The organism is Streptomyces zinciresistens K42 (assembly GCF_000225525.1).
GTDB lineage: Bacteria > Actinomycetota > Actinomycetes > Streptomycetales > Streptomycetaceae > Streptomyces > Streptomyces zinciresistens.
This window is the reverse complement of record NZ_AGBF01000001.1, coordinates 87,930-103,585: the sequence shown is the minus strand read 5'-3', so window position 1 is coordinate 103,585 and position 15,656 is coordinate 87,930. Positions and strand designations below refer to the sequence as shown.

The window sequence follows — 15,656 nt, the reverse complement described above, 5'->3', positions numbered from 1 at the left end:
CAGCTCACCCGCCGACAGCTCCAGCCGCGACCCCCCCGCTGGTGACTTCGCCAACAGCACTACAGCTGCCAGGGCCTCAGCCGCAGGACGTCGGTGAAGCGACTGGTCTGAAAGCAAGCTCGCAACGGCGGCCGAGAGTCGCTGCCGCATGCTGTCTCGGAGCAGCAGCGGTTGGCGAAGCGCAGGTGCCGCAGATTCGCTGGACAAGGTCAACGGCCAGCGATCAGCGGGCGTGCCTCGATCAGGCTCGTGCGGCCTTTTTGGTGTGGTTTGGGCGTAGTCCGGCGGAGACTCGCATGAGTCTCTTTTTGGCAATACGGGACTAGCCCTGCGGCTGGCGGCTATGATCTGCTCCAGAACAACACAGGGATGAAGGCACAAAACGACCGACCGCTCGGCCTAGGACATCAAATTGCCTGGTCAGCGGGGGTGAGGTTTGTAACCGTCATGGACGGCTGGGTCAGGTCAAGTCGTTAGTGTTTCCTCCCCTCGCCGAACACGGGTGGCTCCGTGGATCGGCAAGTCGGCCGACAACGTCGGGCTGATGTGATGGACATGTGGAGACTCGGGGTGGCACCCCGAGCAGTGGCGATGGGCGACTTGGCTGAGTCGCCCCACGAGGCGACCTGCGGGTCGCCTTTTTCGCGCTCTCGTTGGGTGACCCTGGCTGGGATCTCCCTGTTGGTGCTGTGAAGGCGTGGCTGCGCTTCCACAAGTCGAGAGGCGTGTGACACCGGGCCAGATGGAGAGGGCATGGCAGCCAGCGCGGAAGCCGCGCCGACTGCACCGTCCTCTAGCATCAAACCAAACATCACGGGCACAGACTATCCTTAAATGGATCGGCCCGAGGTTGAACCTTTGGAGCGTGTCTGGTGGCAAGGTTTACGGAGCGGCGCTGGCAATCACAGCCTGGCCTCGCCCCTGGCGTCAGCGAACAGCAACCCCGCGCTTACGCTGCGTATACACCTGACTACCTCCGCGGGCGGCAGGTCCGTCTCTCGGCGGAACTCGCGGCAGAAGTCTCTGAGGTCGACCAGCTGGTTCGAGAGTTCAACGACTCAGCGCCCACCAGCCCCCACCTCGAGTCTCTCGCGCGGTTCCTTCTGCGGTCTGAGGCAGTTGCCTCATCGCGGATCGAAGGCGTTGTCGCATCGGCCCGGGCGATCGCACATCTTGAGCTGATGCTCGCGACCAAGGCCGGCGATGAACCGCGGGCCGGAATCGGGGATAGTGCGCGGGAGGTGGTGAACAACGTCCTTGCTCTGCGTAAGGCCGTCACAGCACTGACCAGCACCCCATGCGTGACTGTTGATGACATCAACGGTTTGCAGGCCGCCCTCATGGTAGAGACCGAACAGCACGACTTGGCCGGCAAGCTCCGTGAGGTTCAGAACTGGGTTGGGGGCAACGCGTACGGCCCTCATGGGGCGGAGTACGTTCCGCCCGCCCCGGAACTGGTAGGCCCACTCATGGAGGACCTCGCGGCGTTCATCTCGGAGGATCAGCCGCTGCCCCTAGTTCAAGCTGCGCTCGTGCATGCTCAATTCGAGACCATTCACCCGTACACGGACGGTAACGGGAGGACGGGGCGTGCCTTGATCCACACCGTGCTTGCACGTCAGGGTTTGGCTGTAGGGCACGTGCTGCCAATCTCGATGTCTCTCCTCGCGCATGCTCGTGAGTACATTGCCGGCCTGGAGGCGTACCGATACAACGGGAGCGCAGACAGCGCTGCAGCGATGGACGGAACGGAGGCTTGGATCCGAGTGTTCTTGGCGGCCACGCGTGACGCCGTCGCTGAGGCGCGACGCTTCACAGATGAGCTTGGCCAAATGAGGGACCTGTGGCAGGCCCGCCTTGCGAACTATCGGGAGAGCTGTGGACTGAGGCCTCACCCGCGGAAGGGTGCGGCAGTGGTGCGGCTGATGGAACAGCTTCCGGGTGTCCCGGTCCTCACGGCTCGCGCGGCCGGATCGTTGCTCAAGACATCGTTTGTCTCCGCGTCCAAGGCGTTGGAGGAGCTGGCAGGTGCTGGCATCGTCCAGGTGAAAGACGCCGAACGGGGCACGCGAGCCTTCCTGGCCAGTGATGTACTCGACCTCATCAACGGGGCCGAGAGACGCCTTACATACACGAAGTGGTCTTTTCCGGACCTCGGGGTCGAATCTGCCGATCGACCATGAAGGGCTGTGGGCCCCCTTCGGGGCGCTTTCCTTTAACGCGATTGGCACCTGATTAAAGGAAAGCGTCACTTAACGTAACGGAGCCGCTGCGTGCCGCTCTGACCATAGTAATTGGGTAACTGCACGGCTGCTGCTTCTGCCCTGCTGCAAGCCACAGCGTGTTGCACGTCGCGCTTAGCGGGCGTACATGGCGGCTGGCCAGGCCCTCAAGAGGCAAGTCTCGGCAGGCCGCGCGGCCACCATCGACACTGGCCCGCGCCGGGGCTTGTGAACCAAGCCAGTCGGCGCCGCTCTGAAGCCACAGGTGCTGCCATTGGCAGGCCGCCCCTCGCACTCACCCACAGCCGCCGTGCAACGCCGACGGCTCCACCTACCTCGCGCCGGGGCCCGGCCCCTCACAGAGAAGAGGCCGGGCCCCGGCTAGCGATCAAACCCACGGCGGTTACGAGGGCGCCACAACCTTTCGCGCCCGGATGCCCACGTCGGCTACTGGATACTCGTTGCCACGCTGCGCGCGAGGAATCCTTCGAAGGCGTCCTGCTCCTGGGCCATGCCGTCAAGGAGGTCCGAGACCGCCACACTCACGATCTCGAAGGGCTGGACCTTCACAGACGGCATGGTCCGCAGCAGCGTCATCAGCCGTGTCAGGAGCGCGTCCCCAGACTCGGTCAGGGGACAGATGGTTCGGCTGTGCCGCAGCTGGGACGCGTACTCGTCATCGGCAATGTAGTTCCGATAGGCGATGGCCCGGTCCGCCAACGCGAAGACGACATCCTTCTCGTCCTCGATGCGTTCCGCGTCAGCCTCTGCGGGATTGAGCGCGGAGAGCGCCCCCTGAAGCGCAGTGTCCACATAGTGTCCCGCGATGAGCCGGGGCGTCGGCATACGCGGCGTGACTCGAGCCATGACCGCCGTATCGATGGCGATCTGAGTGGCGGTTCGCTCAAACGTAAGGCCGTACAGCTGAATGTTCCGCGGCTTCGAATCGTTCTTCTTCACCACCGCGTACGTATTCAGAAGGGATGCATAACGCGGAGCCTTCTCGAACAGTTCCCGCATGCTCTGTTCGCGATTCTCTTGCCGCTGGTCAGCCGTGAAGGGCTTAGAGCTGTTGCGACGCGGTCGTCGCGCCGGCAGACCGGTGGATGCACCCCAACTGGCAACGGCATGCGTCGACTCTCGACGCGCCACGGCGGCCGACGTCGGGATTGAATCGACGGGCGGAGCTGCTTCCGGAGCTGACCGGCTCGGGATGGGCTCGGCAACCGGAGGCTGGGTGGTTGGGCCAGCGCCCTCGGGCGTGCTTGCCTGCAGCTCGCTGCGAACATCAGCTTCCGCCGGAGCCGCGAGAAGGGTGTCGGCAGGGATCTCGGTGCTGGCCGGGGGGACAGCTGCCGCCTTGAGTTCCTGCTCAGCGGGAGTTTGGGGGGCAGACCCCGGCTCTTCGACGGGCTGGTGGGGTACCAGCGGAGGTTGCGACTCGACCGGGCTCTCGACAGCCGGTGAGGACGCTACAGGTGCCGCCCCGAAGACGTCTGCGGGCAGACCCGGTGTCAGCTCTTCGTCTTCGTCGACGTCACCGAAGCCGCCGAAGTCGAGGTCGGGCATCTTCAGGTTGGATGCTCCCTTGCCTTGCGCCGCGGAACCTCCTCGTGACCTCCCTGAGCCCTTCTTGGCCGAATCCTTGCTGGGCCCGCTGCTCATGCGGTGGCCTCCTTCAGCTGCTGGTTACGGGCACGGACCCTGGTGATTACCGCGCGAGCCATGGCTGCGTGGTCGTTTGCGAGCTCAATGGCCCGCTTGGCGTCAATGAGGCGTCCGTTCTCATCCCTGGGACGCTCCGCGACCTCTCCTGTTCGCGGGTCAATCCACTGACCAGCGGCCGCCCTAGCGAACTCGTGGGCGAGCATGCCGGAGTTGCGAGCCTCTTTAGCTAGTACGCGGCCTTCGCGAACATAGTCCTCGAGGATGACATCGGGTGAGACGTTGTACTGCTGGAGAGCCCTGCCGAGCTTCTGCCAGACGATGGTCAGGTCGCTGGTGGGCTTCCCCTGTACCTTCCTGAAGCCCAGGAAGCACATGGCCGCCACGCCGAGTTCAGGGTTGGTCTTACGGGTGCTCTTGGCCAACACAGCGAGGTTCGCAAGACCGCTGACGGACGCGTTGTCTGAGTCCATCAACGGAGCAGTGAGGTGCGTCGCCGCGGCCAGGCCGAGTTGCTGCAGACTCCGATCGCCAGGCGAGAAGTCGATGACGATCCAGCGGTACAGATGGCTGATCTGAGCCAACAGGAGAGCGAGCAAGAGGTGGGCAGCCCGCCCGTGCGTGGCAACAAGTGCCCCTAGTGCATCAGTGATCCGCGCGTTGTTGGCGCCGGCAGGGACAACATGCAGGAACTGGCGATCAGTCTTGATGACGTGGAGGGGCCCGTCATTGGTGACAGCACTTGCGAGGGCCGCACCCCTGTCGTTGAACTTGGAGCGGGCAAGGCCGAAGTCGTGAGAGAGGCCGTCGCCTTGAAGGTCGAGCTCGAGATGCAGGATCGGCAGTGCCTTCTTTCCCTGCTCCGCAAGCTTCTCCTGCTCTGCAGCGAGCATGCCTGCCATGTTCGCAGAGAGGGTCGTCTTCCCCTGCCCTCCCTTGCCGATGGTGACCCCGATGACGTTCCGAAGGTAGGGGCGAATCTGGCGCACCACCTCGGCCAGCATCTCATCGTGCTCATCTTCGTAATGAGCCGGGAAGCGTCGCACTACCTCCAGACGACTCTTCAAGTCCGTGAAGCTCACGAGCTCCAGTAGGTCATCAAGTGTCCTCTGTACGGGTGCATCCAAGGACTCGTCCAAGGCTCCTCCACTGATCTCTGATGCGTCAGGGTGCACACGTCGGTGCTCGTGAAGAAAGCGTCCTCATCGTGCATGTACCCCTTCGGTTGCATCGGGCACGGTACACGGAGACGGTCACGCGTGTCACGCACCGTTAGAGGGGTGGCGGCGCAGGCTCCTTCGCTTCGAAGTTCCATGCTGGACTCCCCGGACCGCGCGGCCCCCCTCCTCGCCGACCTCCCCCTCTGCTGGCGGGTAGGTTCAAATGGTTCCTGCTGGGTGAATGTGTAAGTGAATAAAGATTGTGATTCTGTGAAAGTGCAGGTCAGGGCGGGTGTCGACTCAGACTCGAGTCTGTCGGGGCTCGGCTGGTGCGTCGTTCTTCATCCTGCAGTAGGCGGCGATGTGCCAGGATCCGCACTGCTGACCGCGCAATGGGGCCTTCACAAAGGCGCAATCTTTATTCACTTACACATTCACCGGCGCTCGAACATGCAGCTCTGCAAGGGATGACCGAGCAGCGGACGGGTGCGACACCCTCGAAGGTCGCCACCGGAGCACATCTCGCTGTCGTCTGCGGTGCACGCAGTCAGGGCGGCAGGGTGTGATGGTTGCCGAGCTGAACCAGCTCAGCAAATGCCGCCAGGCGCAGGCATCTGCAACCGCCTCCGCAATGCGGCCCGGCCGTCTACGGTTACGTAACATGACGGTCCTGATTGTCGGTGGCAGCGGGTTTCTCGGAGCTGAGTTGGTGCGCCAGGCGGCGGCCGGCGGTCGGGCCGTCGCGGCCACCTACGCGACCAGGCCGGGTAGTTCCCCTGTCACATGGCACGCCCTGGACCTGCGCGACCCCGATCGTGCGGACGCGGTGGTCGCCGAGGCTGTGCCGAGCGTGATTATCAATGCGACCAGCGGAGGGGCGGATTGGGAGGTCACGGCCGAGGGGCCGGCGCGTCTGGCACTGGCAGCGGCGAGGTACGGCTGTCGGTTGGTTCACGTCAGTAGTGACGCAGTCTTCTCTGGCACTCGTGGTGGCCTCTACGACGAGATCTGCTATCCCGACCCGGTCAGCCCATACGGCGCAGCGAAGGCCGCGGCCGAGACTAGCGTCCGCTACCTGACGCCCGACGCGGTCATCGCCCGGACCTCGCTCATCATCGGGGGCATCGGCTCTGAACACGTCCGCCTCGTTCACGACCTCGTGGCCGGCCGTCGGAGCGGCGTGCTGTTCACCGACGACTTTCGCTGTCCCGTCCACGTTGGCGATCTGGCGGCGGCCCTGCTGGAACTTGCCGCTTCTGACGAGCGTGGTGTGCATCATCTCGGAGGTGCGCACGCGGTCAGCCGGCACGAGCTTGGGCTGCTCATTGCCCGGCGTGACGGGCTCGACGCCTCTCGGCTGGTTCCGGGCCTGCGGGCTGACACGGCGCTTCCCGGTGCTCTCGACGTTCGTCTCGACAGCCGTGCTACCCAGCGCAAGCTACGGATCCCGCTGCGCGGCGCTCGCGACTTCCTCGCCGCCAGGACCTGAGCGCCAGGGGGCCTGTGGCCGGGGAGGCTTCGCGTGCCGGCTCGTCCCGCCTTATCACGGGCCGAACCGGTTCGGTGAAGCCCCGGCTGCCCTTGCTGTGCCGACGGTCAGCGGGCGTTTCGTCCCGCTGACCGTCGGCCGTGGAGCAGCGTGTGGGCTCGTTGGCCGGCCTCGTTGACGAGGAGGATCGCGGCCGCGGGGTTGAGGCCTTCAGGGCCAGGGAATCTGCGCCACTTCGTCGTCGTGGCGTGATGCGGCGGAGGTGGCGCAGGAAGGTGTGCCGGAGGCCCGGATCGGGTGTAGACGGCGTGCGCGTCGACGACCGGCGCAGCGGGGGAGCGTGAGCTGCAGGGCGGCGTGTTGGCGGAGTTGAAGAAGGCTGTGGGTTCCAGGCCGCGGAGCAGGAGGAGGTTCAAGGGCTCGGTGTCGAGGCAGTGGGCGTAGTGGTGGAGCACGGCGGCGGTGTGCTTGCACAGGGCGTGGGTGTGGCGGCAGGGGCAGTGGGCGGTGACTGTGCTGGCGGAGGGGTACAGGTGGATGCCGCTGTTCCGGGCGGCGGTGTTGAGGTCGTGGAGGACCTGTTGGGCGGTCTGGGCCGGGTAGAGGTGGGTCCGGTCGTCGGATAGGGCGCGCAGGGTGGTCCAGGCAGTGGGGGCGAGGGGGGTGATGCGGACGGTGACGATGCGCTCCAGGGCCCCGTCTTGGAGGGCGGCTGAGATTTCGCCGGGGCGGACGGTGAGGTGGCGGACGGCGCCTTGGCGGGCGTGGGTGCGGCCGCGGGTGAGGCGGGCCCGGGCCGCGGGGGTGTCGGCGAGTTCTTCGACGGCGGCGGTCCAGGCGTGGCCGGCGGGGGAGTGGGGGCCTTGCGGGTCGAGGGGCGTGCTGGTGCGGAAGACGTGGGCAGGACCGTAGAAGGGGGTCATCGGAGCTTCACGAGGTCGGCGAGTTCGGTGTCGGACAGTTTGGTCAGGGCGGCTGGTCCGTGGGCGAGAACCGTCTCGGCGAGGGCTCGTTTGGCGTGGAGCATGGTGTGGATCGACTCCTCGAGGGTGCCCTCGGCGGTGAGCCGGTGGATCTGGACGGGACGGGTCTGGCCGATGCGGTGGGCGCGGTCGCTGGCCTGGTCTTCGACGGCGGGGTTCCACCAGCGGTCGAAGTGGATGACGTGCTCGGCGCGGGTCAGGGTGAGGCCGGTGCCGGCGGCCTTGAGGGAGAGCAGGAAGACCGGGACGTCACCGGACTGGAAGTCGGTGACCATGGCGTCGCGTTGGTGCACCGGGGTGGCGCCGTGGAGGAAGAGGGCGGGGACGCCGCGGCGGGCCAGGTGGTGCTGGAGCAGGCGGGCCATGGCTGCGTACTGGCTGAAGACGAGGACGGACTGCTCCTCGGCGAGGATGACGTCCAACAGGTCGTCGAGAAGGGCGAGTTTGCCCGAGCGGCCCGGGAGGCGGGCGGATCCGGGGTCTTCCTTGCCGTAGTGGGCGGGGTGGTTGCAGATCTGCTTGAGGGCGGTCAGCAGGGAGAGGATCAGACTCCGGCGCTTGACGCCCTTGCTGTCGCTGATCTTGTCGAGGGTCTCGCGGACGACCGCCTCATACAGGCCGGCCTGCTCCCGGGTGAGCGCCACAGTGTGATCGCTGACGGTTTTCGGCGGGAGCTCGGGAGCGACGCCCGGATCGCTCTTACGCCGCCGCAGCAGGAAAGGACGTACGACGGCGGCCAGCCGCTCGGCGGCGCGGGGATCGCTGCCCGACTCGATCGGGCGTCCGTAGCGGCTGCGGAAGCGTTTGAGTGGACCGAACAGGCCGGGCACGGCCCAGTCGAGGATGGACCACAGCTCGGAGAGGTTGTTCTCGACGGGCGTCCCGGTCAGCGCGACGCGGGCTCGGGCGCCGATGGCGGACAGCGCCTTGGTGGTGGAGGAGTAGGGGTTCTTCATGTGCTGGGCCTCGTCCGCGGCCATCAGCGACCAGCCGACAGCGGCGAGGAGTTCGCGGTCCTGGCGCAAGGTGGCGTAGGTGGTGACGACGATCGCGTCGCGTTGGAGGAGTTCGAGGCTGCGCCCGGGACCGTGGTAGCGGCGGATGGGCGTGTCCGGGGCGAACTTCGCGGCCTCCCCGGCCCACGTGCCCAACAACGTGGCCGGTGCGACGACCAGGGTCGGGCCGGCCAGGTGCGGCTGCTCCTGCCGGCGCAGGTGCAGCGCAATGAGGGTGATCGTCTTGCCCAGGCCCATGTCGTCGGCCAGGCAGGCCCCGATGCCCGCCGACGTGAGCCGTTCCAGCCAGGCCAGACCCGTCCGCTGGTAGGGGCGCAGCGTGGCCTTCAGAGCCGCGGGCACGATCACGTCGTCCGGACCCGGATGGGGAGCGGTGAGCAGGGAGTGCGCGTCCGCGAGCCAGCCGTGCACGGTGACAGGAACGTCGTGGCCGTCGAGGTCGACGCTGCCGGTCAGTGCAGCGGCCAGGGCCTCGTCACCGGTCAGCGGGCCCAGCTCCCGGCGGCGCAGACGCCGCAGCATCGACGCGTCCAGCAGGACCCACTGATCCCGAAGGCGCACCAGCGGACGCTGCGCACGGGCGAGCTGGTCCATTTCCTGCTCGGACAGGTCCTTGCCGCCCAGGCAGAGCTGGTACCGGAAGGACAGCAGCTGGCCCAGGCTCAGCAGCGGCCCCCGGGCCGTGGAGGGCCGCGGGCGGGGTGCGAGCGCGGCCCGGGAGGTGAGTTCGCTGATGACGGCCTTGGGCCAGTGCACCGCGATGCCCGCGTCCGCCAGCAGCGGAACGGCCTCGCCCATCAGCGCCCGCAGTTCCTCCGCGTCGCACAGCAGCTTGTCGGGCACTCGCCCGCGGGCCAGCCGGCGCAGCGGAGGCCAGGCGCGGGCTCCGCGCTCAAGGACCTCGCGGACCTCGGCCCGGGCCGCCTCCACACCCCTGACCCAGGGCACCGACGGCGGCGCAGAACGCCACAGCTGGTCCGCGTCGCGGACCACGGTCGGATCGTCCTGGTCGTGGACCTGCAGCACCACCGGCACCCCGGCCAGGCCGAACTCGTTGAGACCGTCACCACCCTCGAGGTCGCAGCCGCAGCCGCCCACGGCCGGGCCAGGATCGACGTCGTTGCCGTCGCCCGGCCAGTCCAGGTCGACCCGCAGCGACAGCGGAGTCCTCCCTTCCCGGGCCGCGGCCACGTCCCGGGTCCACACCGCCAGATGCGGCACATGATGGACGGCGGTGTCGGTGTACGGGCCGGGGACGAGCGGCGCGGAAGCGGGGGAGCGCACCATCGCGTCGGCGACCGCGTCGAGGAACGACCGCACGGTGTGCGCCGGCTCCAGCAGGCCAAGCCCGCTGGCGGCCGGCGCCGGTGTATGCGCGGTAGCAGGCATCGCCTGCACCAAGGCCTGGAGCACCGCCTCGTCCTCGGCCGACAACGGCCCCGCCACCCAGGCGTCGTAGCCGCCCGGCGACAGCCCGGGCAGCAGCCGGCCGCGCGCCACCAGATCCAGTGCGAACATCGCCGCCGCACCCCAGAACACCGTCGACTCGTGCCCCCGCTCACGGCGCCGCGCACTGACCAGCACCGGCAGCGCGTCCAGCACCGGCAGCGTCCACCCCCGCACGCTGCCGCGGCACAAGGACCCCCGCATCCGGATCACCGGGACCTGCTCCTGCAGCAGCGCGGTGTGCGGGACCTTCAGGTCCTCGGGTCTGCCCATCGACGAGTGCGGCCGCCAGAACGACACCGTGGCGCCGCGCGGCGGATCAGACGGCCAGAACGCCGTGCCGTAGTCCGCCAGTTCACGCTGGACCGCCACCGGCCCTCCTCGCTCGCACACCCGGCCGGGCCAGTATCGACCCCGAAACCGCGAAACCTGACGAAATCAGGGAAAGTCCACCTGAAGGAGTCAGGCCCGTGGTAGCCCTGACGTGCGACGACCGGACCCATGCCTCGGTCCGGCCAGCCTCAACAACCGGCCGCGATACGCCCCGCGTGACCCCCCGCGCACCAGCGTGATCCGTTCAGTCCCTGACGGCCCCGCCCATCGGGCATACCCGGAGCGGAGCCGCCGGCGTTCGGGGCCGCATCTACCGCATCGCCGCGTAGTCCTTCGGTGCCCTGCGGAGGATCTCGAGCATCTGGGCCTCGGTCAGTTCCCGGTCCCGGAAGGCCACTGCGGACGAGCTCGCGAGCTTCTGGAACAGGATTTCAGCAGGGATCGGCGGAAGGCCGGCGAACAGAGGGTGATGCTCCGGCCCGGCGCCTTCGCTGAACTCGCGATGCAGCAACCACACCGCCTCGGCGAACATGGGGTACGCGGTCTCGCGCTTGCTCCACAGGCACCGCAGCGCGTCGCCGCCGAAGTCCCGCTTGATGAAGCCCCAGACGTACGACATCTCGGCCGTCTTGTCCGGGTGCCTGTCGTCGTTCAGGTACAGGACCCACTCGTTCAGAATCTCCCAGCGCAGCGCGCTGACGATCACGCTGGTCGGCGCCTCGCTCGGTCGTAAGTTGGCGGCAGGCTCATCATCAAAGGTCATCCGCTGACGGTAGCGAGAAGGACTACCGCCCCGCCACGGCGCCCGCTCGTCACCACGAACCATCGCCTCCGCACCGGCAGGAGGCGGCGCAGACACCTGTTCGCCTCTCTTCCCCTACCCAGCCCATGAACGGTCGTCGCGCCCCTGCCACGGAAAAGTCAGTGTTGGTGTCCCGCGCTCACTCCAGGACCACCGGACGTTCCGGAACGCCGTGTTCGAGGAACTTCTCGACCACAGCGGCAAGGCCACGGGGATAGACCGTTTCACGGGTGGCACGCAGTTCGTCCAGCGGCCACCAGCGGTGATCTCGGATGTTGTCCCGCTGCGTGGCGCGGTCCGGGTTGATGTCGCCGGCCGTCAGACGAGCAGGGAAGTAGCGCTCGACCTGGCGGATCGTGCGGCCGCCGACCATGTGCTCCCGGCTGCGCTGCGCGAGCTGCGCCTCCACGGTGACGGCCTCCTTGGCGACGCCGAGCTCTTCGCCGAGCTCGCGTACCGCGGCAGCCGCATAGGTCTCGCCTCTCGTCACAGCGCCGCCAGGAGTTGCCCAAAAACCATCATTCTCGTCATACCGCAGCAGCAGCACACGCTGGTCGTCATCGAGAACGATGACCCGAGCAGCTTCTCGAACAGGAACGGCAGTCATGCTGTCCACACTGGCAGCCCCGCTGGACCGGGCCGCCCCCGGCTGCACGATGGCCCGGCCCGCGGCGATCTTCCCTCGTCCCGCGCCGGCGGAGACCCGGCCCACGCGAGCGTTCGGCTCGTACGCGACGCCAAGCAGGACCACGACAACAACGTCACCTATACGGCTCATCGTCTTCTTCGGGCACGACAAGCCCCAGCTCGGGGTCCATCGGCAGGGGAGAGACGATGAAGCCCTTCTCCACTCGCCAGCCGACGCGCTCGACGGTCCGTACTGGCGCGGGAAGGAGCTCCCCGATCAACCTCTCCAGCGACGGGTCATCGCCGAGGTCACCAGGATCGGCGACGACCACCACGTTGTGGCATCCCTCGAACCCGACATGCCAGGGCTTCAGATCGCGGTGCATTGCCCGGGGCGCGCTGGACAGGTCGACGTACATGTCCACTTCCCCGGCCAGAGTCGAGGCGATGACGTCGCGCGGACTGATCTCCACTGGTGCAGCTCCATCAGATCGGACGAGGAGAAGCGCGGGACTGCGGGACCGTCACCGCCCTGCCCATCCTTGCGCACCGGAGAGGCATCCGGAGCCCGATCTGACAGGAGCACCACCAGCTGGCCGAGTGTGCGGAATCCTCCTTCACCCCACACCACATGCACGCTCGCACAGCAGAGACCAGGATCGTCTTATGCGATGGACGAGGCCTCCTTTTGGCACCGGCAGGGTGTACGCGTTGGTGGACCCGAGGACCGATGAGACGCGGTACATCGGCCAGAGTGTCCAGCCCCTGGGAGTACGCCTTGGCGGCCATCGCAAGCACCCCTCCCCACGCATACGGGAGTGGCTGGACGAACTCCGCCTTGAAGGGCTGGACCCTCAGATCGTGGTCGTCCGTGACCACGTTCCGTATGCCGATCTGGACCATGCAGAACAAGAGGCGATCTCGGCTGCTGGACTTGAGGGCAAACGGCTGCTCAACGTCATGTTTGCGGGGGGAACCAGGCTCCTCCCCGAGACGGAGTGAGGGACAGCTCCGCTGCCGAGCTGAAGGAGTCCGGCCCGCCCGACGCCCGCGCCCGCAGACCTCGCTGCGTGAACGCCCTCGGCGGCGGCATCGGCAAGGCTGCGCTCCTCTGCGCACTCGGCCGCATCCCGGCATCCGGCGGACGGCTGGTGATCACCGCCGCTGCGGCCCGGCACCACGCCGCCCCGGCAGGATCAGGCGAAAGACGGGGCCGGTGACGCTCCGGCACCTCGGACCGCGCGCCTCGGATCAGGGGAGCGGCCGGGTCAGGCCTCCAGCATGGTCGGGCGCCGCGGCGAGTGCGCGGCAGCGGGCGGCCACGGCCTGCGGACCGAGCGCCGCCAGCGCCCACAGGGCGCTGACCCGTCGGCCGGTGGACCAGATCCCGGTCGCCGGCGGCCGGAACGGGAGGACGGCGATGTCCTGTGCCTCGAACGGCGCGGGGTCGAGGTAGGTCATGCCGCCCGTCCCGCACAGGTACGTGCGGGCACCGGTCGCGGCGGCCAGGTCGGCGAGCCGCTGGGAGCGGCCCGGCCGGGCGGGCAGATCGCTGCTGGTCAGGATCTGCCCGCGCCAGCCGAGCAGGTCAAGCAGGAGACGGGTGGACGTCTCGGCGACGTCCGCGGTCCGTTCGGTGGCGAAGGCGCCCAGCACCGGGTCCAGGGCCTGGGCGAGGGCCGGCCAGTGGGGGCTGTTCCCGTAGTGCTGGCGCAGTAGGCCTTCGGTCCTGCGGCGTGCGAGAACTGGATCGTCGATCAGCGCGTCCCGGATGAGGGTGGAGCGGCCGCTGGGCAGGCGGGTGGGGATGGTCAGCCAGCGCTGGCGGGCCGGGTCGTCGAGGTCGGCGAGACGGGCCCGGTGCTGGTAGTCGCGGCGGGTGAACTGGACGTCGTCCAGGGCGATCCAGGTATCCGCCGCGAACAGCTTGGCCAGCGTGCTCAGCCGGGGAAAGATGTTCGGCTGATGGATCGCGCACAGCCCGCCCAGCGCGGGCAGCTCACGAGATGAGGCGGCTGGTGAAGCCGTGGCGGATGAGGGACTCGTACGCGGCATGCACGTCCTCCGGGACCTCCTGGGCGATGGCGAAGCCGCGCTTCGGGTACTCGATGACCCGCTGGAGGTCGCCGACGAGCATGTCCAGCACGAGCTTCTCGTCGCCGATGGACTTCAGGTAGTCGTCGAACTCCAGCGGCTCCGACGCGCACCGGATGTCGACGTCGGGCCACAGCTTGCGGGCGGTCGCGAACGACCGTCGTTCCATGTAGGGCTTGGAGACCAGCAGCACCGTTGCGGGGCGGATGCCGGCGGCGGCGAGGACCTCGCGGGAGAGGGTGATGTTCTGCCCGGTGTTCGCCGCGTTCGGCTCGAGCAGGATCGCCTCGGCGGGGACGCCGAGCTCGATGGCGTGCTCGCGGAAGTGGACGGCCTCGCCGCGGGGGAAGACGTTGGCGGTGGTGGGGCTGTTGCCGCCGGTGAACACCAGGGTGGGGAAGAGACCGGCGCGGTACAGCTCGGCGGAGTGCGTGGCGACGCCGAGGTCGTGGCTGCCCAGTCCGATCGCCGCGTCGGCGGGCCGCAGCTCGTGGTGCATCTGGTGGTAGTCCCAGATCAGCTTGGCCCGGCGCCACTGGTCCTCGGTGATGGCCTGCTGGTCGTTGCTCACGCGTGTGTTCTCCCTGGTCACCGTTGCCGGGGGCCGGTTGGCCCCTCGCTCATGGCCCTGATGCCCTCGATGCTGCGCAGTTGGTGCACGAGTCCGTACTGCGCGGCCTGCCTGGCGGCCTGGTCGAGGACGAGGTGTCCATCATCCCGGGTCGCCGGATCGGAGAGCAGGATGTGGCCATGGGCGGTGTCCAGTCGCACGCGTTGCATCGGTGACTCGGTGGTGCCGCTGCTGCGGGCGATGTCGATGAAGTGCAGGGCCTGGGTGAGGTCGCCGGCGCCGCGGCGGGCCAGGGCGAGTTTCTGGTGGGCGACCGACCAGTCGTCCGGTTCGGTCAGGTCTTCGAAGTCGCGGGTGGCGGCCTGCATGACGCGGGTCGCGTAGTCGTGCTGGCCGTCCTTGCTCAGTGAGGTGCCCACCCACAGCCTCGCGCGGGCGCGGTCGCGGCGGGAGAGCCGGTCGTCGACGGCGAGGGTTTCGTAGTGGCGGGCGGCGAGCTCCAGCTTGCCGGACATCTCGGTGACGACCGCGAGGGACAGGTCGAGCTGGGCGACGCGGCGGGGGATGTCGAGCTGGGAGAAGATGGCGCGGGCGTCGGCGTAGGAGCGGCGGGCGGAGAGCGGGCCGAGGACGGCGCCCTGGTCGCGTTTGAGGTCGCCGAGCAGAGCGGTGGACCGGGCGAAGAGATACAGGCCCTTCTCGTCCAGCTCGGACGCCTGGAACCGGGTGAGCCACCGGTTCAGGAGGCTGTCGGCGAAGGTGAAGTTCTGCCGGGACAGGGCGACCACGACGCGGTCGAGGTCGTCGGCCCAGCTCTCGTACTCCCAGGCTCTGGGACCAGAAGCGGTGACGCGAGGCCGGCCGGCGCTCGGCCCGGTGCTGGTCATCTCGGACAGGATCGTCTCGAAGCGCAGGTGGACGGCGGCGTCCGCGCGGCTGAGGGCGGTGTCCAGGATGGCCTGGGTGTCGGGACGGGGCGCGGTGTCGGCGAGCTTGCTCTCCCACTTGGACACGGTCGCGACGGCCAGGCCGAGCTGCATGGCGAAGGCCCGCACGCTCAGGCGCAGAGCGCCCCGCAGGGCCTTGGCCTCCAGGCCGGTCCAGTGGTGCACCGTCGCCACGCGTCGTCACTCCCTTCCACCCGTCATCGAAGCACGGTCCGTGCAGCCGGCGGGACGGAAGTGGAACGGAAGTAGAACGACGGGTGGTTGGCGACGAGTTGGACAGCGGCCACGCTCAGAGCGTCAC

12 protein-coding genes are annotated in these 15,656 nt (G+C 68.1%); 2 read left to right on the top strand and 10 right to left on the bottom strand.

The window, feature by feature from the left end:
• The first annotated feature begins 872 nt into the window (after window positions 1-872).
• Window positions 873-2,183 carry a Fic family protein gene (locus SZN_RS00540; protein WP_063741713.1) on the top strand — a complete coding sequence of 437 codons (1,311 nt, stop codon included), beginning with the start codon at window positions 873-875 and terminating at the stop codon, window positions 2,181-2,183.
• A 486-nt stretch (window positions 2,184-2,669) separates the two neighbouring features.
• Here the strand turns inward: SZN_RS00540 and SZN_RS40790 are convergent, their stop codons facing one another.
• Window positions 2,670-3,887: a hypothetical protein gene (locus tag SZN_RS40790; RefSeq protein ID WP_139063496.1), complete on the bottom strand. Its 1,218-nt coding sequence runs from the start codon at window positions 3,885-3,887 to the stop codon at window positions 2,670-2,672.
• A complete protein-coding gene (locus tag SZN_RS00530) occupies window positions 3,884-5,026 on the bottom strand; it encodes a ParA family protein (protein WP_007490505.1) in 1,143 nt (380 codons plus the stop codon). The genes SZN_RS40790 and SZN_RS00530 overlap by 4 nt, the downstream gene beginning before the upstream one ends.
• A gap of 682 nt (window positions 5,027-5,708) precedes the next feature.
• Here SZN_RS00530 and SZN_RS00525 point away from each other — a divergent pair.
• Window positions 5,709-6,536 carry an SDR family oxidoreductase gene (locus SZN_RS00525; protein WP_007490503.1) on the top strand — a complete coding sequence of 276 codons (828 nt, stop codon included), beginning with the start codon at window positions 5,709-5,711 and terminating at the stop codon, window positions 6,534-6,536.
• A gap of 107 nt (window positions 6,537-6,643) precedes the next feature.
• Here SZN_RS00525 and SZN_RS00520 read toward each other — a convergent pair whose 3' ends face one another.
• The 8 genes from SZN_RS00520 to SZN_RS00480 all read right to left on the bottom strand — a co-directional run bounded on the left by SZN_RS00520 (window position 6,644) and on the right by SZN_RS00480 (window position 15,529).
• Window positions 6,644-7,459: a hypothetical protein gene (locus SZN_RS00520; protein ID WP_007490501.1), complete on the bottom strand. Its 816-nt coding sequence runs from the start codon at window positions 7,457-7,459 to the stop codon at window positions 6,644-6,646.
• Window positions 7,456-10,353: a DEAD/DEAH box helicase gene (locus SZN_RS00515; RefSeq protein ID WP_007490499.1), complete on the bottom strand. Its 2,898-nt coding sequence runs from the start codon at window positions 10,351-10,353 to the stop codon at window positions 7,456-7,458. Before SZN_RS00515 ends, SZN_RS00520 begins: the two co-directional genes overlap by 4 nt.
• Before the next feature lie 271 nt (window positions 10,354-10,624).
• Window positions 10,625-11,077, bottom strand: a complete 453-nt coding sequence (locus SZN_RS00510) for a hypothetical protein (protein ID WP_139063495.1) — start codon at window positions 11,075-11,077, stop codon at window positions 10,625-10,627.
• Between the two features lie 178 nt (window positions 11,078-11,255).
• Window positions 11,256-11,867 (bottom strand): NUDIX hydrolase, encoded by a 612-nt coding sequence (locus SZN_RS00505; protein ID WP_167546267.1) that lies wholly within the window; start codon window positions 11,865-11,867, stop codon window positions 11,256-11,258.
• Between the two features lie 10 nt (window positions 11,868-11,877).
• Window positions 11,878-12,216 (bottom strand): hypothetical protein, encoded by a 339-nt coding sequence (locus SZN_RS00500; protein ID WP_007490493.1) that lies wholly within the window; start codon window positions 12,214-12,216, stop codon window positions 11,878-11,880.
• A 778-nt stretch (window positions 12,217-12,994) separates the two neighbouring features.
• The gene (locus SZN_RS00490) at window positions 12,995-13,798 is read right to left on the bottom strand and encodes a WbqC family protein (protein ID WP_007490489.1); all 804 of its coding nucleotides are present in this window, start codon (window positions 13,796-13,798) and stop codon (window positions 12,995-12,997) included.
• The gene (locus SZN_RS00485) at window positions 13,743-14,408 is read right to left on the bottom strand and encodes a YdcF family protein (protein WP_007490487.1); all 666 of its coding nucleotides are present in this window, start codon (window positions 14,406-14,408) and stop codon (window positions 13,743-13,745) included. Before SZN_RS00485 ends, SZN_RS00490 begins: the two co-directional genes overlap by 56 nt.
• A gap of 17 nt (window positions 14,409-14,425) precedes the next feature.
• On the bottom strand, window positions 14,426-15,529 hold the full coding sequence (locus tag SZN_RS00480) for a helix-turn-helix domain-containing protein (protein ID WP_007490485.1): 1,104 nt from the start codon (window positions 15,527-15,529) through the stop codon (window positions 14,426-14,428).
• Window positions 15,530-15,656 lie beyond the last annotated feature (127 nt).